The 18,506-nt window shown below is 62.6% G+C and carries 20 protein-coding genes; 8 read left to right on the forward strand and 12 right to left on the reverse strand.

Annotated features, from left to right (window positions below):
- Positions 1–164 precede the first annotated feature (164 nt).
- Positions 165–401, forward strand: coding sequence for a hypothetical protein (locus JMJ55_RS26180; protein WP_202828567.1), 237 nt, complete (start codon positions 165–167; stop codon positions 399–401).
- Between the two features lie 351 nt (positions 402–752).
- Positions 753–1,718 carry a site-specific integrase gene (locus tag JMJ55_RS31990; protein WP_202828568.1) on the forward strand — a complete coding sequence of 322 codons (966 nt, stop codon included), beginning with the start codon at positions 753–755 and terminating at the stop codon, positions 1,716–1,718.
- Positions 1,719–2,030: 312 nt separating this feature from the next.
- Here the strand turns inward: JMJ55_RS31990 and JMJ55_RS26190 are convergent, their stop codons facing one another.
- The 5 genes from JMJ55_RS26190 to JMJ55_RS26210 form a co-directional block, all read right to left on the reverse strand.
- Positions 2,031–3,062, reverse strand: a complete 1,032-nt coding sequence (locus JMJ55_RS26190; protein ID WP_202828569.1) for a hypothetical protein — start codon at positions 3,060–3,062, stop codon at positions 2,031–2,033.
- Positions 3,063–3,458: 396 nt separating this feature from the next.
- On the reverse strand, positions 3,459–4,562 hold the full coding sequence (locus tag JMJ55_RS26195) for an HNH endonuclease (protein ID WP_202828570.1): 1,104 nt from the start codon (positions 4,560–4,562) through the stop codon (positions 3,459–3,461).
- A gap of 323 nt (positions 4,563–4,885) precedes the next feature.
- Positions 4,886–5,242: a hypothetical protein gene (locus JMJ55_RS26200; protein WP_202828571.1), complete on the reverse strand. Its 357-nt coding sequence runs from the start codon at positions 5,240–5,242 to the stop codon at positions 4,886–4,888.
- Positions 5,239–6,003: a hypothetical protein gene (locus tag JMJ55_RS26205; RefSeq protein WP_202828572.1), complete on the reverse strand. Its 765-nt coding sequence runs from the start codon at positions 6,001–6,003 to the stop codon at positions 5,239–5,241. Before JMJ55_RS26205 ends, JMJ55_RS26200 begins: the two co-directional genes overlap by 4 nt.
- Before the next feature lie 40 nt (positions 6,004–6,043).
- Positions 6,044–7,030, reverse strand: a complete 987-nt coding sequence (locus JMJ55_RS26210; protein WP_202828573.1) for a helix-turn-helix domain-containing protein — start codon at positions 7,028–7,030, stop codon at positions 6,044–6,046.
- A gap of 493 nt (positions 7,031–7,523) precedes the next feature.
- Here JMJ55_RS26210 and JMJ55_RS26215 point away from each other — a divergent pair, with 493 nt between their 5' ends.
- Entirely contained in the window at positions 7,524–7,766 is a 243-nt protein-coding gene (locus tag JMJ55_RS26215; RefSeq protein WP_236034077.1) for a helix-turn-helix domain-containing protein, read from the forward strand.
- Positions 7,767–7,998: 232 nt separating this feature from the next.
- Here JMJ55_RS26215 and JMJ55_RS26220 read toward each other — a convergent pair whose 3' ends face one another.
- The gene (locus JMJ55_RS26220) at positions 7,999–8,241 is read right to left on the reverse strand and encodes a helix-turn-helix domain-containing protein (RefSeq protein ID WP_202828574.1); all 243 of its coding nucleotides are present in this window, start codon (positions 8,239–8,241) and stop codon (positions 7,999–8,001) included.
- A 136-nt stretch (positions 8,242–8,377) separates the two neighbouring features.
- Between JMJ55_RS26220 and JMJ55_RS26225 the strand changes: the two genes are divergently transcribed.
- Positions 8,378–8,833 carry a hypothetical protein gene (locus tag JMJ55_RS26225; protein ID WP_202828575.1) on the forward strand — a complete coding sequence of 152 codons (456 nt, stop codon included), beginning with the start codon at positions 8,378–8,380 and terminating at the stop codon, positions 8,831–8,833.
- Positions 8,834–9,034: 201 nt separating this feature from the next.
- Here the strand turns inward: JMJ55_RS26225 and JMJ55_RS26230 are convergent, their stop codons facing one another.
- Positions 9,035–9,322, reverse strand: coding sequence for a hypothetical protein (locus JMJ55_RS26230; protein WP_202828576.1), 288 nt, complete (start codon positions 9,320–9,322; stop codon positions 9,035–9,037).
- Positions 9,323–9,778: 456 nt separating this feature from the next.
- Between JMJ55_RS26230 and JMJ55_RS26235 the strand changes: the two genes are divergently transcribed.
- Positions 9,779–10,738 (forward strand): C45 family autoproteolytic acyltransferase/hydolase, encoded by a 960-nt coding sequence (locus JMJ55_RS26235; RefSeq protein ID WP_236034078.1) that lies wholly within the window; start codon positions 9,779–9,781, stop codon positions 10,736–10,738.
- A gap of 64 nt (positions 10,739–10,802) precedes the next feature.
- Positions 10,803–11,414, forward strand: coding sequence for an HD domain-containing protein (locus JMJ55_RS26240; protein ID WP_202828578.1), 612 nt, complete (start codon positions 10,803–10,805; stop codon positions 11,412–11,414).
- A 46-nt stretch (positions 11,415–11,460) separates the two neighbouring features.
- On the opposite strand, the gene JMJ55_RS26245 is transcribed toward JMJ55_RS26240, so the two are convergent.
- Positions 11,461–12,213: a metallophosphoesterase family protein gene (locus tag JMJ55_RS26245; RefSeq protein WP_202828579.1), complete on the reverse strand. Its 753-nt coding sequence runs from the start codon at positions 12,211–12,213 to the stop codon at positions 11,461–11,463.
- A gap of 655 nt (positions 12,214–12,868) precedes the next feature.
- On the opposite strand from JMJ55_RS26245, the gene JMJ55_RS26250 reads away from it, so the two are divergent.
- Complete coding sequence (locus tag JMJ55_RS26250; protein WP_328702782.1) at positions 12,869–13,840, forward strand: replication protein RepA; 972 nt, start codon at positions 12,869–12,871, stop codon at positions 13,838–13,840.
- Positions 13,841–14,025: 185 nt separating this feature from the next.
- Here JMJ55_RS26250 and JMJ55_RS26255 read toward each other — a convergent pair whose 3' ends face one another.
- Positions 14,026–14,394, reverse strand: coding sequence for a hypothetical protein (locus JMJ55_RS26255; protein ID WP_202828580.1), 369 nt, complete (start codon positions 14,392–14,394; stop codon positions 14,026–14,028).
- Positions 14,391–15,149, reverse strand: a complete 759-nt coding sequence (locus tag JMJ55_RS26260; protein ID WP_202828581.1) for a ParA family protein — start codon at positions 15,147–15,149, stop codon at positions 14,391–14,393. Before JMJ55_RS26260 ends, JMJ55_RS26255 begins: the two co-directional genes overlap by 4 nt.
- Positions 15,150–15,519: 370 nt before the next feature.
- On the opposite strand from JMJ55_RS26260, the gene JMJ55_RS26265 reads away from it, so the two are divergent.
- Positions 15,520–16,065 (forward strand): hypothetical protein, encoded by a 546-nt coding sequence (locus tag JMJ55_RS26265; RefSeq protein WP_202828582.1) that lies wholly within the window; start codon positions 15,520–15,522, stop codon positions 16,063–16,065.
- A gap of 11 nt (positions 16,066–16,076) precedes the next feature.
- On the opposite strand, the gene JMJ55_RS26270 is transcribed toward JMJ55_RS26265, so the two are convergent.
- The gene (locus JMJ55_RS26270; protein ID WP_202828583.1) at positions 16,077–17,006 is read right to left on the reverse strand and encodes a hypothetical protein; all 930 of its coding nucleotides are present in this window, start codon (positions 17,004–17,006) and stop codon (positions 16,077–16,079) included.
- Entirely contained in the window at positions 16,996–18,489 is a 1,494-nt protein-coding gene (locus tag JMJ55_RS26275; RefSeq protein ID WP_202828584.1) for an N-6 DNA methylase, read from the reverse strand. Before JMJ55_RS26275 ends, JMJ55_RS26270 begins: the two co-directional genes overlap by 11 nt.
- Positions 18,490–18,506 lie beyond the last annotated feature (17 nt).

The following is an 18,506-nucleotide window of genomic DNA, read 5'->3' on the forward strand; positions in this document are numbered from 1 at the left end:
GCGTATCGGACTCGAAACCCCCTTCATGGCTGCGGTTAGAAATGCGGGCTGGCTGGCATAGGCTGAGCTGGAGGGCCAGCTAGTGCCCAGACGCATTCGGATGGTGCAGCCCATGATTGCGGACCTCCGGCTAGAGGCGACATACTCGATGGTGGAGAACTGCCATGGTCCGTGAACCTAATGATCTAGGTGACGCCAGAAGCCGGAATGAGAACCGCAAGTTTCGTGGAATGGCTGAGAGAACCAAGTCGGGCGACCCGGTGTTCGCCTACGCTCCTCGCTGGGTGCCGACAGGCAACTGGCGCATGTCGGGGTTCGATGTCCTCATCATCGCCTTCGGCGTTGTGCTGATCCTCATGGTTCTCGGCATGCGCCTGTTCGGCGTCATCGGCGGCCAATAGCGCAAGGCTCGAAATCTGCACCATCCGAATGTGTCGAGCACTAGGTGCCGAGCTGGGATGGTGAGGTATATGCACGGTAATGCCACTTACCGCGCGTCTGAATCGCGCCGAAAAATAGTTACCGAGCACCTAGATGGTGGCGGAAAATAGCTACCGCGCATATCTTGGCAGACGGTTTCAGTTACCAAGCATGATGCTGCGCTTGGCAATCGACGGCGTCACCGCTGCAGTCCAGTCGTTTGACTCCCTTGGTGACGCTCCACCGTGTCACAGAGCGATCCCAACAGCCTGACCAGGCGGCAGCGGAGCATCCGCGTCCTGCTCGGGAGCTAAACCAGGGATATCTCCGCCGTGACCGCCCCCCTCCCCGCCGTCCTGGTCCATCAGCCAGGGGTACTCGCCACCGAAGAGATTGTCGCTCGACTGACGGAGCATGCCCGCCAAGCCCAAGGCGCCCTGGCGCCGGAGACGGAGCGCGCTTTACGCAAGGCCTCGGCCGCCTTCAGCAGCTGGGCCGGTGCAGAAGGCGTCGCCGCCCTCCCCGCCTCACCCGAGGCCCTGGCGGCCTATGTGGACGCCCTGAGCGGCTTGGGCCGTAGGCCCGCTTCGATCCGCCAAGCGGTATGGGCGGTCGCAACCCTGCACCGAGCCGCGGCGCTACCAGACCCCTCCAAGGCGGAGGTGGTCCGGCTCGCCCTCAAGCGCATGTCTCGGACACTGGGCACCCGCCAGCGCCAAGCCGCGCCCTTGGGCAAGGCCGACGTCAACCAGATTTTCAACAAAGCCGGAATGAGCCTGCGGGAGTGCCGCGACGTCGCCCTGCTCCTCACCATGCGGGACATGCTGGCACGCCGTAGCGAGGTTGTGGCACTCGAGGTCGCAGATCTCCGCTTCGCCGGTGATGGCGGCGGCACGGTACTGATCAAGCGGAGCAAGACCGACCAGGCAGGCGCTGGTGCGGTGTGCTGGCTCAGGCCACGAACCGTTGGCGAGCTTCGCCGGTGGCTGGATGCGGCCGGCATTACCAAGGGGCCGATCTTTCGGCGCGTGGGGCGGCCCGGCATCGTTGGCGCCACGGCCCTGGCCGATGGCGAGGTGCCACGCATCTTGAAGCGGCTTGTGGAACAGGCCGGGCTCGATCCAGCTGCCATCTCTGGCCACTCCTTGCGGGTCGGCATGGCCCAGGACCTGGTCGCCAACGGCGCCGATCTGCCCGCCGTGATGCAGGCTGGACGGTGGAGATCCCCGACCATGCCGGCCCGGTATGCGGAGCGGCTGCTAGCTGAGCGCGGTGCGGTCGCCCGGCTGCAAGAGTAGGGGCTTCGCTGCTCACGGACTGGTGCCGAGGAGCAAGTACGAGCATTGCCGAAAGGCTATTTATGCGTCTTCGAAACCGGCAGTTTGGCGCCCAAAAGCGGCCATTCAGCCCAGCGTGATTTAGCGCCGAACCGGGACCTCTCCGAAAAACGGACGCAAATCGCTGATTTCTCGGCGTATGTTGACCGGAGGGTGGGATTCCGATTGACGCCGATCGAGACGCCATTCTCCAATAGGTTTTCCGCATCGCAGCGGCACCGAAGGCCGATTTAGGGAGGGCGAATTAGCGCTCTTCTACGTGAAGCGCGCGCATCAGCTGAACCTGACGCGCATACCCCGGAACTCACCGACAAACGGGGTCGACGTATCTCCGACGGTTTGGAAGTCGTACTCCGCGAAGGGTATACTCTTGTGAATGCCCAAGCTCAGGAACAGAAAAATCCGGTTCACCCGCAAACCTACTTTGTAGAGGGCGGGACTGTGTGTCACCACTTGATCCCTCAACCGTTCCAAAGTGAATGAGATATTGACAAAATCGCAAGTGTGTCCGCCTCGCGTCATCCACTGCCTGAGCGAATACAAAAGTCTTTTGCGGTCATCTTTGAGATGGAGCAGCGAGTGGCCGTAGAATGCGTTCCTCATCTGGTTGATCAGATCAATGTCCGCGTTGAACTTCTTCTCGAAGTCCTTGATCATGAGCCTCTTGGCCGGGTCCCGCTTCGCTCGCGCGAGCCGAGTCGTCAGGTAGTCCTTAAAGCGTTTGTCGCCCAGCGTGTAATGCTTGTCCCTCGTTCCGTGCCGCACGTTGCCTATGCATTCAAGCGATAAGCCGAAGAAGCCTATGTTCAGCGGCATCATATCGACGCCGGACCTGACTCCTACCGAGTAGTAGATCAGGGCGTTCCTGAAAAGCTCTCTCCGCCATCTCGGCCATTTCCTTTGCTCCATGCGCTCGGCGGCAAAGAGAAATGTGGCGAGCTGCTTTTGTGAAATCTTGAACGAGCCTCGTTCTCGATTGAGCCTCGTATCCTTCTCACGATGTGGATCGACCGCGTCCTCTCCAACAAACACCGAGAGCCAAAGAAGCAACTCGGTCGGTATGAACGTGGTCACCGGCCCCTTAATTAGATACGACTTGCCCGTTTCAATGCTTGAATCCTCGAACACCAGCTGGAAGTCGCTTCCTTGCCAAGTAAAATCTATCGAGCTCACGTTCGAGAGGGTGGTGTATCGAAGATGGATCAGCTTCTCGTTGGCGGGCAAGGCTGCCTCCCTCATTACCTTGTTTGAAGCATGAGCGAAGTGACTGTCATAGGCGTGGCCCGTCAATGCAAGATCATGCATGGAGGTCTACCGGCATGCCCGTAGGCGCCTGCTCGACGTCGTTGGACAGCCCTCTTGGAGTCCCGATCCTTAGGTCGGAGGGTGGGGGCAAATGCCTTATGTTCGCTTTTCGACCTCTTTGCCACCACAAGCTGACGATCCGCTAACGGCCAACTCTTGCCGCTCCGGTGCGCGCTCATTTTGGCCAGCCGTCTGCCGTTGCCGCTTCCCGGAAAGTGGACAATGCCTCCCAGAGGGGCGATGGCTGAGTTGGGTGATAAGCAAACTTTGTTCAAGGCGCATCAGGAGCCGATCTCGACCCCTTCCACGAATTTCCCTTACTGCGGACAACTTTCTGAAAGCGGAGAGTTGGAATTGTCAGCGAATTGCGTTTGGCCGGCAGGATTCTCTAAGGCCTTACATAGACAATCTAAATCGCTGAATGTGGGCTCCAATCACAGAGCTGGGATCTCCCGAAGCCGCTTTTGCTAGGAGCATATCCTCGATATCACGATGAGTGAGAACAATGATTAGTTTTCCATGCAGAACCCACTGCTCGCGTAGGGTTGCGATTGCACCCCGATCTGGTCCCTGCCGACAGAGGACCATGCCAAACCGTCCTACTCCGTGCTCTTTTAGGTAGTTCGCCACTTGTAGAATGTGCGATTTTTGAATCTTTCCCTTTGCATTTTTCGCATCAACAACAATATAGTCAGCAGAGTATCTCCTTTGAAGAAAACACCAAAACCCCTCTGATGCGTAATTCGGAAAAATAAAGTCTCGTCGGTTAATGGACGAGAAATCGGAATGTTCATAGAGAGGCGCATTGAGTGGAGGACAAAATAGATACGATAAAATTCGTCCGACCAGCTTTTGGTACTGCAGCCAGCCAGGTGTGCCTACTGGGCAATCACCTAGCTGTTGTATGAGATCGTCTTCGATTGATCGACGAGTCTCAGAGTTTTGGAAAATTGCTTTGAAATATTTATCTTCGACCTGTGCAATCTGCGCCCGAAATTGGGCGGCAATCTTCTGAAGATCCCACAAGTCAATTCGCTTATGCGATAGCTGACTAGCCGTGTGCTGATCGACGTACCCGGGGAAGGCAATTACACCTTGCTTAACTCCCGACGCAGCTAAATAATCCTGCAATTGCGCAAGGGCGTCTTTCAGCCGAATCTCATTCATGACTGACCATCGCTTGCACTCGATAATCAGTTTCTCGCCGGTATCCACTCGCTCGGCAATAATATCAGCCCTAAAGCTCGTTCCGGGGACTCGAGCTTCCGCTTTGACGTTTTTGAAAAGCGGACTTTTCTCCAATAGAGATGTCAGGTACTGAACAAAGTGCCTTTCAAGTGGAAAATCAGCCATCGCGGCGTTGCAGTTCGCACACACAAAAGCGATGTTGGATGGATCGTTTGTCCCGCCGAAAAGCCTCGGCAAGATATGCTCGCGTTGGACAGACACATCTGTGACACCGCACACGATGCATGTTTTGGACGATTGCATACGGCTCATGTCGTCCCCGCCTACTGACCCGCAAATTCGGTTATCAATACCACATAATGTTGAGAGTGCCGCCAGCCCACTTGCACCTTAAAAATTTGGTCTCTGCAATCTACGTAACGTCCCGGCTTGGACAGCTCGAACACACCAAGCTGATTTTTCGATCTACGCTAGCGCTCGCTACTCAGCCGCAACAGCGAAGGTTCCCTTCGGATCGAACTCAGTCAGTTCGGCCCGCACTACCCGCGGTCGCAGGCCAGGACGCTCCACCCGAAAGCGGACCTGCCGCTTTCGGCCAAACTGCGCCGTTGAGCACAGGTCTGATCCGGACACCATCAAGGCTGACGCGGCCGGCGTCTTTGGCCTTCAGGCACCGTGTCGAGGATCGGACTTTGCAGGCCTGGATGCCCAGGCGGCAGGCAGCGGAAGCTGGCCTGATAGGCGCCACGCACTTCGCCAGAGGTGACCACCAGGATCTCGCGCTCCAGCCGGCGGCAGTAACTGTCCGCCTCCTCCAAAGCGATCCCCTCGGCGCCGATGATGCCTCCGCTCGCTCGGCTGGCCCGGACCGAGATCTGGTAGCTGTCCGGGCCGATCCGGTTGACGCCGCTCGTGGTCACCGAGGTGCAGGCAACACCGAGAAGCGCAAGGCCAGGGAGCAGCGCGCGCATCCGCTGCATGGCCGTCGTCATCGCGGCGGCCCGCGCTCGCCCGACACCACCGGTGCCGGGACCTCGCTCAGGCCCTCGGCAAGCTGCTCGAGCTGGGGCCGCAGCGCCGCGAAGCGGGATTCGGTGGTCCATGCATTGATCCTGACGACCTGGGTGCTGCCGGCCATGACGGTGAAGAGAAAGCGCAGGCGAGCCCCGTTGCCGGTCCCCGCCACCTCAAAGCGCAGCGCTGGGCGGCCAGCGACCACCGCCTCCTGCAGCTCCGTCACCTGCGTAGTCTCAAGGCCGGCGGCGAGCCGCCGGCGGAAGGCTTCGGCATAGGCGGTGAGATCGGCGACATCGCGGCGGTTGTCGGCCGAGATGGCCGCCGCGGCATCGAGCTCACGGTTGACCGCATAGATCTGGGCGGCTGCCAGCACCGGCGGGGGCGGTGCCGCCTGCCAGCCGGCCGGCAACAGCAGACGCAGCTGGCCGTCACGGCCTGTGGCGTAGCTTGGCGCCGCAGCGGCCCCGGCCGCGGTCGCCTCCGGTCGGATGGCGCCGGTGGCCGGGGCTGCCGCCGGTCGGGCGGCGCCGGCACTTCCCGGGATGCGGTAACCGGCCGCCTGGTTGGCGCTGAGGCAGTTCTGGTAGGCGGCCAGGGCCACGGCCGAGCCGATGACACCGAAGCCGGCTGCGCTGCAGCGGACGCGGCGGCCCTGATCGTTGATCAGGTCGGTGGCCGGGGCCGCGCAGGCGGTGAGCAGGAGCCCCATGAGGAGCAGGGGCGGATATCTGACCATCGAGCGTGGGATCCGGCTGGGCGGTGATGCGGCCAGGGCCTCAGGCCTTGGGTGGCCTGGGACGACGATTGAGAAGCTGCTCGGAGCTGGTGGCCCAGCGCAGGTTGCCCGGCTCGTAGTGGCCGTCATTATCGATCCGGTCGATCGAGTGATTTGGCGAGGGCCGCGGCCCGATCTCGGCTTTGAGGCCTTCGAGGAAGGCCGGCGGCGACTGCGCCCAAGGCTCATGGAGGCGAATGCCTCGCCCGCCATAGGCGGCATAGTTGGAACTGCGGGGATTGAGGCAGCGAGCCTTGATACCGGCGCAGGTGTCATACAGCGGATCGCGCCGCCCCGAGCCGGCGACGGCCTCGGGCGCCGAGGCGCTGCGGGGACGGCGGCGGCGGATGCGCATATCGGGCGCATCGCCGTTGTTCCAGGTCCGGCCGGAGATGACGTCGAGCACGGTGCTGGGGGTAACCCCGAGGGCCTGGGCGATCGCTTCCTGAGTTTCGCCCGCCGAGCGGCGCCGGCGGATCTCGGCAGCACCTTCGGCGGTCAGCACGTTGGAGGACCGCTTCTGACTGTTCTCGGCCGGGCTGACCCAGGCGACATTGCCGGGCTCGTAGGGGCCGTCATTGTCGATGCGGTCGAGCTGGTCGGTGTCCCTGACCCGCAGCCCAACATCGACGACGTAGGCCCAGAAGTTCTCCCGCCAGCTGTCGCAGACGGTGATGCCGCGGCCGCCATAGCGCTCGTAGCCGGCAACCCTTGGGTTGGTGCAGCGGCTGACCATGGTCTGCCACTGGCTGTGGAGCGGGTGGGCCTTCCGCTTCAAAAACTCGGCGGTGACCTTCTGAGCATGGAGCGGATCTCCATGCCGGCGCTGCTGTGTGTAGTGCGACCGGCAGTAGCCGCCGGCCAGATGCTCGCCGCCGCAGTCGGGGATGGAGCAGAACAGGGTGCCCCGCGGCTCCGCCTCGTAGAGGGGATCGCCATGCCGGACCCGGCGGTTCTCGTGGAGCTGGCAAAGCCCATGGGCGTGCACCGGCCGGCCGCAGTCCGGGATGGAGCAGGCGCCGCGGGTGGCCAGCAGCCGCTCTGGCCGATAGCAGCCCCCCTCCGCCTGGCGGTAGTGCTGATTCTTGCACGCGCGGCTGCAGAACAGTCGGTCCGGCCGCGCGGTAAGGCTGAGCGCCGTCTCGCAGTGCTGGCAGCGGCGTGCCTCACCTGGGTCCTTGCCCTCGTTGGCCTGGCGCCAGTGTCGTCGGCAGTAGCCCCGGCCGTAGTGGGGCTCGCCGCAGTCTGGGACGCTGCAGGCAGGCTGGGGCTTGGCGCCCGCGACTGACCGGACGGGCGAATCCTGAGCGGGGCCAGAGGCCGGCGCCAGCCCGGGAAGCTGCGGCTGCTGCGGTTGGCCATCCTGCATCGGGCGCCCCTTCCAACTGCGGGCGCGACTCGACGCCCCCTCCGAAAAGGAGAGCAGGAATACATATTATAGTTGATAAACTTTCCGTGTCGCCTGGGCTGCCCTGCACCCCATGGTGGATGTCCGAAAGCTGGTCGGGCGCAACGTCGCGCGCCTGCGCCGCGATCGCGGCATGACCCAGGAGCAGCTGGCCGAGCGGTCAGGCTTCTCGCAGCAATACATCAGCGATCTCGAGCGAGGACGTCGAAACCCGACGATCGTGTCCCTCTACGAACTCGCCCAGGCCTTGGGTACCACCCATGTCGTGCTGGTCGCGCTGGATAGCGAGGCAAAGGCGTCTGGCACGAGGACGTAAGTGCCGTTCAAGGGCCTCTCGCTGGCCATCACCTCAGCCAAAGTCCAGCACATCGCACTTTGCCAGGCCCGCTGGGGCTTTCGCCGCGCAGGTCTCGGCAGGGCACCTGACCGCCAGCTATCGCTCGAACGGCTCGTCAATGAAGCTCGGGCGACGCTGGCATGACCATGCCGGTGGTGATCGGGGGCCTGTTCCTGACAAGGTCTCCGGAGCCGATCAGCCAGGCGGCAGGTCAAGGCATGTGCCGCAGCCGCACCCCCGGCCCGCCCCCATTCGCGTCGATGAACTCCACGCCGGCGGCCTCCAGGGCGCGGCGTAGCGCGGCGGCGGTGCCCGCCCGCGCCGTGTTCCTGCCGGTCTCGAGGCGGGTGATGGTCCGCTCGGTTGTGCTGGCGGCACTGGCCAGGTCCGCCCTGGTCCAGTCCAGCAGGGCCCGAGCCGCACGCAACTGGGCTGGGTGGAGGTCTTTCGGCATGAGATGTGACTTGCTTATGTCCTAAAATAGGACATAGGCTATCCCTGCCTGCCTGAACAGGGGCAGGCGGCCGAGCCCCGGGGGTTGGATCCCGTTGCCCGGCCTAACCACAACCCGAGCCTCAGGAGCCCGGATCATGGCTAGGACCACCCATACCACCCCCTCGCCAGGGGGTGACACTCCCGCTGTGCTCGCCCGTCGCGGCATCCTCGCCAGCCTTGGCGTGCTCGCGGCCGGTGCCGCCGACGCCGCAGCTGGCCTCTCCGCCCCCGTCGAGGCCGATGCCAAGCTGCTTACTCTCTGCACCGAGCTGACGCGGCACCAGGCTGAGACGATCGGGCTGGAGGCGCCCTACTACACCGTGGTGGCTGGCCCGCCGGAGGAGCTGCACGCCATGCTGGATGAGCGTGATGGCCGCTACCACGACCTGATCGAGGCGATATACGTGCTGCCGGCCCGGACGATCGAGGGCCTACAGGCCAAAGCGCGCATCGTTCTCGCCCTCACCGACAACAAGGGCAGGCCGCTGGGGCCGGATGATCGCGTGCCATGGTCATTGGCCCGGGATCTGCTGGACAGCTGGATCCCATAGCGGCAGGGCCAGGTTTCGGCCTCGGCCGGCTTTAGGCCAGCATCCACCCTAAAGCCGGCCGAGGAGGCTTTGTCGGGCGGGGTTCATCCGGCGCTCTGCTCGCACAAACCGAACGTCATGCATGCTGATGGCAGTTACCGTGCATGGCGTGGCTGATATGACGCCTGCGCCATGCGCAGCGGCGCGGCTATGCGGCGGCCATCAGTCGCATAGCGAGCATGTCTTTAGGCCACGCGCTTCGCGCTTCTGCTCGACCAGGTAGCCGCAGCGGATACAGTTGGCGCGATCATCATCTTCAGCGAAGGGGTCGGCAAAGCGCCGTGTCGCCTTCGGCATGCCCGGCTTTGGGCCATGCGGGTCACGGAGTTCCGCGACAGGGGTGATGGTTGGTAGCGGGACAGGCTTCGCCTGCTCCGATGCTGGTTCCTGCGCTGATGGCTCCCAGATCGGCATGACATGCGTGATCGGGGGTGTCGGCTCGAGCTCCATGGCAGGCGCTGCCTGCTGTGCGTCAGGCAGAGGTGCTTTCGTAAAAACGCGGTCGGGCCAAACCTCCGCATGGGTTTCCGACAACGTCGGGCGTGGAGGGTCCTCCTTCGGCCTCGAGGAGCTGCGTGCAAGCTCTACGACCTCGACGACCCGACCAGCCGTCGTCACCGAGCCCTTCCGTCGAGGTGCGGTGACAATGTGCCGCGTTTCAGCGGAAGGTGCGCTCCGCCTGACGTGGCGGGGGAAAACCTGATCTTTTTCTGACATAGGCATCCGTTACCGAGAGCAACCGTCTCCGCAAAACGGTCGCTTGAACCGATGGAAAACTCTTTGTTCATCACAATGGCAAACTGGCTGCCGAAGCAGGCGATATGGCCAAGGCTACCGCTTGGTAACGTGGTGAGCGGACTTTCGTCAGCGTAGATTGAGCTCCCCCTCTATGGTTACCTCGGCCCCATGGAGAAGACCTTCATTGCCGAACGGGAGGACCGACCCGGTGCGGCGTGGCTCGCACGCTTTCAGGCAGGCCGCGATGAGGCCGCACGCTGGTACCGCGGCGTTGGGCTTAATGAGCCGCCGACAGCCTTAGAATGCCGCGCTGCTCTTCGACGATACATGCCTGAACTCGTGGCCCCCTACGATGACATATGTCGGTTGGTCGGAGACGACGATCTCGCACACCGTATCCTGAGCCACTACCGTCCGGCGTCGCTCCCTCACGGATGCAGCCAAGCAATTTGGCTTGGAGAAGGAGGCCCAGCGCTGGTGCGTAATTACGACTATCCCCTCCAGATCGTCTCCAATCGCATTGAGCTGACCTCGTGGTCAGAACGGCGCGTGATTGCGAAAGCTCAGCGACCGTGGGGTGGATGTCTCGATGGGATGAACGATGACGGGCTGGTTGCCAGCCTCACCTTTGGTGGGAGCGGCAGGAACGGCATGAGGTTCGCCGTCATCCTCATTCTGCGTTACGTGCTGGAGACCTGTCGCTGCGTGCCTGAAGCAATCCTCTGCCGGGTTCCCGTCGCACAGCCGCAAAATGTTATGTTGCTGGACCGGTCTGGCGATCATGCGACCTTGTTCCTGGGGCCTGATCGTGAGGCAGCAGTCACCCGGTTTCGGACATGCACAAACCACCAGGAGATGGTCTCGATGGCTTCCGGCTCTGCTCTGCGCAAGAGCGTTTTGGACGCAGCCCTCGACGAACCGGCCATGACACTTCCATCACTGGTAGCTCGATTCTTCGAGGCTCCTTTGTATTCGCGCCACGTAGGTTTCACCACCGCCCACACTGCCGTCTACCGTCCGAAAGAGAGGCGGGTCGACTATCTTTGGCCTGGCCGGTGCTGGACTCAGAGCTTCGAGCGCTTTGATGAGGGCACATACTCACACTCGTACGGCGATCTGACACAGTGACTGCTGCGGGTGGAAAGCCGACTTCCGCTAACTGTCCGACTTTTCTGTGGTAGATGCATACTTCATGCAGGAGTTCACCGATACAATGACCTCCGCCGAGACGATTCACCAGCAACTTGCATTTCTGATGGAGTTGGACCGTTTGAAATCCGTCATCCGTCAGTCTCCGCTTGCTAACCGCAGCCGCCGCGAGAACTCGGCGGAACACTCGTGGCACCTGGCGATGTTTGCCCTGGTGTTGTCGGAGCATGCCGAAAGACGCGTGGACGCCGCCCATGTCGTAAAACTCCTGCTGCTCCACGACATTGTGGAGATCGACGCTGGCGACAGCCCCATCCACGCGTCAGGCACCGACAAAGCTGCGTTGGAGCGGGCCGAGCGGGCGGCGGCCGAACGCATCTTCGGCCTGTTGCCGCCTGAGCAGGCGGAGCGCTTTCTAGCGCTTTGGTGGGAGTTTGAGGTAGGGGAAACCCCGGAGGCCCGCTTCGCAAAGGCCTTGGACCGGCTGCAGCCTCTGCTCGTAAACACCCATGCCGGCGGGGGCACCTGGACCGAGAACGGCGTCACCGAGGCACAAGTTGGGGAGCGATACGGCCCAGCTATCCGAGGCGGGAGTTCGGCCCTTTGGGAAGCAGCAGCCGCTCAGGTCCGGCTGCACTTTTCTACGGTGGCTTAGAGTGCCCCCAGTTTCGCCTTATCGGGATCCCTAAAGGCACAGAGACCTATGCTCGCCCGGTCGCTGTCATGCGCGCCAGGTTGGGACTGCCATTCGCTCGGGCCTGCTCAGCCGCTCGGTCCCAGTCGTAGGCGACAGCGCGCAGCTCGACAGACCATGTGCCGCCAGCTCCCCGCGTGACCACGGCATAGCGGGCGTGCGGCGCACCGGTTTCGATGGCATGCGGGACGGGGCTGTCGTCTGTATAGGCAGGCATGCCGATGCTGCCTGGATTTACCACCAGCACGTGACGGCCATCTTCTCCGCCCATCTGAACCGCGCGAGGCACGTGCGTGTGGCCACACAAGATTAGGCGCGCCAGGCCGGCCCCTTCCAGCCGCGGCTTGATGGCATCCTCAGAGGCTAGAACTGCCCGGCCGCAACTGACGTCCTCAAGCAGGTAGTCAAGATCTCCACCTGCCGGACTGCCGTGGCAGGCAAGCACGTCTACATCGAGGAGGCGCAATGTCGCAGGTAGGCTCTTGATCCATTCCAGGTGCCTCGCCGACAGGCGAGGTCGCGCGAAGGCGACGGAGGAACTCGTGTCGTCGCCCTCTACCAGGTTGCGCTCGTGATTGCCGGCGATGGTCGGACAACCGAGTGCCATCTGCATGTCGGCGCTACCGGCCGGATCGAAGGCGCCGGTGCAAAGGTCGCCCAAGTTCACCAGCAGATCAGGGGCCTGCTTTCGTAAATCGGCCAATACGGCTTCAAGGGCGAGGAGGTTGCCGTGTGCATCGGCAAGTACGGCTATTCGCATCAGTCTGCCTCCTGGGGCTGGGCCGGACCTTTGGGTGTCGCGTATCGTTGTAGCGGTTCGGGTCGCGCACGGCGGCACGCGGGACGCTTTTCAACCCGCGTGATGGACGTTTGGGGCTAAAACGCTGTCGGTGATCACGCAGGGCTTGGTGCCATAGCACCCACGAGAACGGCCAAATGCCTCACCAGCACCCCGCCGCGATCATTCCAAGTAACTGTAGCACCGAGCGCTGCTATCCATTTGTGATAATGACAGTTACGACCCATGAACTGGCTGGATTTTAGGCCGTCGGAGTGCGGCCAAGGTACAGAACGGTGCGACGCCGACTGGTGCGGTAGTCCGCGCCTGAGCTGCCCCTGGCTCTGCTGGGAAGCGCCTCAGGGTATGGGCGATCAAGTCCCTCGCAGCCGGGCCGAGTCTGCCGGCCGGGGCGGGGACTTTACCAGCAGCTACCCACAACGGCGCTGGGGACTCTACCAGCGACGAGTGGGGACTTTGCCAGCAGGACTACCAAGCCGTCGCCATGCCGAATCAAAGACTTACGCGGTTATCCCGGGGACTCTACCCACCTACTTCAAATAACTTTATACAAATAGCTCTTTCCTAGTAGCTGCGCTGGTAAAGTCCCCAGCGACAAGCGGCGCTGATTCCTCGCATGGTGATGGCCATGGGAACGGTGCACGACATTCTGGAAGCTGGGGGCAAAGAGGCCGCGCTGCGAGCGGATATCGAGCGTGCGGTTGTCGAGGCCGCCGCTCTTTACATGGCCGATGAGAGCGCGGGCATCGGCTTCCTCTACTCCGGCTGGTGCCAAGCTGCCCTCCCCCACCGCAGACTGCCTGATGAAGACCCCTGGCAGATCAGCAGCGGCGGGGTGGCTCTGTCCGTTGAACCTGGCCGTAAGCCCAGCCCGAGCGGTGAATGGGGCTGGGTGGGCGTGCCCTACGGCAGCCGCGCCCGCCTCATCATGCTCTACCTGCAAAGCGAGGCGCTTCGCACCGGCTCGCGTGACGTCATGCTGGGGCGCAGCTTACGGGACTGGCTGGGCCGCATGGGCATCAGCAGCGGCGGGAAGAGCCAGAAGGATGTGCGGGAGCAGGCCGAGCGCATCGCCCGCTGCCGCTTCACCTTCCACGTCACCACCGGCTCCAGAGTGGGCCTGGTCAATCAGAACGTCATGGACACCGCCATGTTTGTGCCAGCGGAAGACCCGGCCCAGGGCTCCCTTTTTGTCGAGGTGGCGCGGCTCTCGGAAGTATTTTTTGACCAGCTACGCAAGCACCCTGTCCCGGTGGAAGAGGCCGCAGTGCGGTCAATCAGCAACAACTCCATGGCGCTGGACCTCTATGCATGGCTCGCCTACCGGCTGCATGCGCTGGAAAAGTCCACGCCCGTCTCGTGGGCGGCCCTCAAGGGCCAGTTCGGCGCCGGTTGCTCGCGCATGAACAACTTTAAGCCGACTTTCATCGCTAACCTCAAGTTGGCCCTGGCGGTGTACCGACATGCAAAGGTTGAGATGGACGATCGGGGCCTGACTCTACATCCCTCTCGCCCCCCAGTCCCACCCCGGGCACCTGCCGCTGCTAGTAAAGTCCCCACTCGCCAAGCTCAGCGGGCGTTACTCTGACCGCATAAGCCCCAGGGCTGTATGGGGCGTGGACAGCAGGATCCGCCGGCCTGCATTGCAATCCGGTGACGGCAGTCAGCCAGGCACCGACCGCGCCACCGGAGTTGCTTGTCTACTGGCGCGATCTGGGCAGCTAGCGCACTTTCGTATCCTGACCTGCCTTCAAGCATTTTGTACAAAATGCCTTACTTTCTTAAGCGCCTGCGATCTTTGACCAGATCGACCTCGTCGAGCCGGTAACCCGCCTGCCCCAGCGCCTGCAGGATCAGATAAGTCTTGGTAACTCCCTGCTCAGCGGCCTTCACTGACAGCTCTTTGTCCAGATAGTCTGGACAGTCAAAACGGACGCTAGTGAGCGGCGCAACTGGCTTCGGCGGCTCAGCCAGCGGTGCCGGCGGCGGCAGCGAGGTAGCTGAGCCGTAGCGCTCTCCAATTGTTTTGGAGTTGGCGGCAATGGCCTCGTCCGGCAGTTCGGGGCGCGGCTTTAGGCTGACGTCGAGCCGGGGCTTTGCGGCTTGGCGTAGTTCGTCCTTGATGGGCGGGAAGTCAGTCATGCAGCCTCACGCAGCTTGGCAATTTGCTCGAGCAGTTCGGCTGTCACAGCCGCCACGTTGGCGGACGCTGCGCTCGCCGGATCGATCTGCCTCGGCACTTTGCCGGTGATGTGGATCTCTCGGAACGCAGCCCGTTCCATCATCGCAGCTTTCAGGATCGGAACCCCCTCCTCCGCCTCGAGCGACTGGCGGACATGGCGGGCGCCTCGGCTCTCGAACCCCGACAGTACGCGGGTCCAGACAATCGCCCGAGCGATCGAAGTTCGGGCCAGTTCCTGGGCGTCATCAATCTGAGCAATCGTCTTCATCGCCGCCTTGACGTCGGGCAGTGCCGCCTGCGCCGGGACTAGGACGAAATGCGATCGGTGCATGGCTTTCAGAGCCAGCGTCGATGAACCGCCAGGTAGGTCGATCATGACAATTTCGCTTTCGGCCTCGGCTTTTCGGAGCGCAGCGAGAATGTTGTCCTCTCTTACCTCCCCAACCACGGTCAGCCCGGGAATGTCCGCTTTCGCCCCGAAAGACGCGGCCTGCTGGTTGATATCAGTATCGAGCAGGGCCACCCGATACCCGTCCAGCGCCAGCTCGCTAGCAATAAGGATGGAGGTGGTGGTCTTTCCCGGCCCTCCTTTGTCGCTCGCCACAGATATTGTCGCCATAAAGCCCCCGTTTAAAGGCAGGAAGGCATCATGCCAGTGCCGCTTTCCGATCGCAACGCCTTGAGGCAACGAGGCATCTTGCACAAGATGCTTCAAGTTAGTGTCTGCGTTCCTGTGCCCGGCTGGACTCGTTGCATTTGGTGCCAAGCAGCGACCGGCGGGGCTAGCCAGCAAGCCAATTAGAAATCCTAGGCGGCAGCGCTTGAACGTCGTTGCCTCAAAGTCCAGAGGCGGAGATTTCGCCACCTACCGACAAAATCGCCTTATTGCCTTAAGGCTTCACAGATTCCTGCCGGTCCCGCCTCAAAGCATTTTCACCTGAAGGCACCAATTCGTTAAGGCATCAAGGCTTTGATGCTGCAAGGCATAGAGGCGATTCCGCCATTCCGATAATCGACAAGCAGAGCAGAGGGGTGACCGCCGGTGCGTTTCGGTCTACACGCGTTCGTGAGGACGCTGCCCTGCCATGACCGCTGAAGAGATCGCCGCTAGTCAGCTTTACGCCGCGTGGCTCGCTGCCAGCGCTGCCGCCGTGCAAGCGGTCGGCGCCATCGGGGCGATCTGGGCGGCGGTCGCGCTGGGACGCCAGACCGACCGCGCGCATAAGGCACAGGCGGAGCGGGACGCCGAGCAGCGCAGGGCGGCCGAGGCAACGCAAGACGAGGCTATCAATGCGGTCGTCACCCTCGCCGACGCGGTCATCAACCGCTTCGAGACAGACCTCGCCAACTTCCGCGCAAAGGCTGCCGCTCGTGAAATGGTGCGCTACATGCACGTGATCGAGGAGCCAGCCGCGCTCCGGCTTCAGGGGTTTGTCCCGCTGATCGCCGACAAGCTGGTTTCTCCCGCTCTGTTCTCTGCCATGATGGCTCTCGCCGAGGCCATGCCAACGTCGAAAGGCGGATTTCCAGGCGCAGAAACCGCTAGCGACCTTGTGCCGCGGCTCGAAGCTGAACTAGCACGGGTGCGTGAACAGACAGCGCGGGTTCGGGCCTTTCGCAAATCGGCATAGCGATCGACCACTCACGGCGACCGCAGCCGCGGCACGAAATCGAACGCGGGCCGGCTTGCCCGTGAGAGATTCTCGACCAGAGCAGGCGACGTTTCGGCCCATTCGATCCGGTGCGTGACATGCTTCAAGTCGGGTGCAGCGTAGACGTACCGCTCGTCGTAACGGAGGTAGAGCGCCTGGAAAAACTGCTCGATGCGCAGCGGGCTGTCGGCGGCTGGGAAGTCGGGCAGCACGCGTCCCGGCGTCGGCGAGTTGGATTCTACCATCGCCAGTGACACTGCTTCGTAGCGGCTCACGTCATCGCGGATGCCACGCCGACCGGTCAGCTCGCGCAGCGCATTGTGGTAGCGGATCACTGATTCCACGACGTCGCCGCCCCGCTGAACGGCGATGTCATTCGCCTGCAGCTGGCGCCCCGGCGGAGCACCTTCCGGGGCAATCTCTCCTACGGCCGCTTCCTCGGCCCGGTTGGCGCGGATCACTGACAGGAAGCCGCACACCATGGCCGGGTAGGTGATGTGCAGATTGGTGCAGTCCCCGACCGCTTCCTCCATACGGTTGGTCAGATTGCGGAACGCGCCGATCGTGCCCTTGCATGAGACCGCCATGACTGGCCCAAGCGAGTGCTTGGTCACGACCACATCGACGTTCTTCGTTTTCAGGCCACCGAGAATAGTGCCCTCTGAGCCCGTCGCCTTGGCCGGGTTGAAGATCAGCTGGCGCTCTGTCCCGCGCTGACGCACCTCGAAAGGCGGGTGGGGGTTAATCTCGTCTGGATGGAAGCCACCCTCAACGACGAGCCTGCACGCGACGTACCAGTGCAACGGCTTGATGTGCTGCTGGCTTTGCGTGGGTCCGGTATAGGACGCAAAGTGCTCCAGGGCATCGTGTCCGCTGATCCAACGGCAGACCCGCGCGCCGTCGGAAACCTCAATCGGCATAGTGGCGCCAAGTCTGAAGCGCGGCGATCCCGCCTTCAACGATGTGGGCTGGGGCCGCAGCAACGGCAGCGATGTCGGGAAGCAGGATTCGTCCCGCCTCACGGGGTTCGAGTTTCAACATTCCCCCTCCCAAGGGGTGACCCTCCAGCTCGCTACTGAGCTGGAACAAGGGCGACTCTCGCAACTTCAGCAGATCTTTGAGCGCCGATTTTGACTTCAGCTGCACGGCATGGACCGAATTCGTGCAGGTCGCACCGGCCTCATTACGCACAAGGCCAACCTGCCGACCCGACATGTAGGTCAGGAAGAAATCAGGCACACGCACGTCGGGCACCGAGTACCACGGGTCGCGGACACGGCACTTATAGGCTTTTTTTGCTTCGCGAGCCTCTTCGGTAGCCAGGTACTGTTTCACACTGGCAGGCAGCTCGCTGCCCTTGCTGAGCTTGAGGAGGAAGCTGGGCTCGTCGCCTCGACGCCATGCCGCGACATCGCCCGGGGTCAGACGAGCCTCTGGCAACGCGCGGCCATTCCTGACCGTTGGGTGCAACAGCGCATCGGGGATGCCCCAGCGCTCGGCCTGCGACGGCCGCAGGTGGAAGAACTCATTGGCGCCGGTGACGTAGCCGATACCGACCAACGCCACTTCAGACAGGCGGCGCGCCCCGGCCCCTGCCGCGAGCGCCTGGTATAGGTCACGTACCGCGGCGGGCATGAGGTAGGGGCGAAGCCGCCGGTTCCAGTCTCCCCGCCATTCAGTGACCGGAACACGGATCGTTGCCTTGGGCGGAGTGTCACACGGCGTGAACCGGTCGAGCGCCGTGAAAGCGATGTGTGCCGTCTTGCCGCCGTACCCGTCGGCATGCAGCAGCCAGCAATCCTCGGCCAGTTCAGGGAACAGCTTCTCCCGCACGGCAACGATATGCACGCGCGTGAAGTGCCCGACCAGATACTCGATCAATGGCGCGCTATAAGGCGCGTGTCCGATCTCGGCTGGCACGACAAAGGCCATGCGCCCGCCCTTCTTGAGCAGGCTGGCGGTCGCAACTAGGAACGGCGCCCACGACGAGCTGAGGCCGCTGAAATCGGCTCCTAACGCGGTACAAAGCGCCTGCGCCCGCTGCCGGACTTCCCCCTTGAAAGTCTGGTAGCGGATGAATGGTGGGTTCCCCGCAGCGCATTCGAAGCGCTCCGTCGTTCGCTCCGCCCAGGTGAAGAAATCGCCGTCATGGATCAGTGCGGCCGGAGCGCGTCGGATCGCCTCGGCGGCGGACCGGCTGTTCTGCTCGATACCCACGCTGCGAAAATGAAGAGCCACGAAGTGACCCGAGCCGCAAGCCGGGTCGAGCAGGCGATCCGCTTCGCTTCTGACGGCCCAACGGACCAGCGAGCGCGCGACGGGGTCCGGCGTGAAGTAGGCCCCGCTCTCCTTGGGAGCGTCGGGGGAGAAGGGCTCTACTTCGATTGCAGCGTCCGCGCTCACCTCAATGTTCCAAACCA

It is taken from the genome of Belnapia mucosa, from assembly GCF_016775475.1.
In the GTDB taxonomy this organism is placed as follows: Bacteria; Pseudomonadota; Alphaproteobacteria; order Acetobacterales; family Acetobacteraceae; genus Belnapia; species Belnapia mucosa.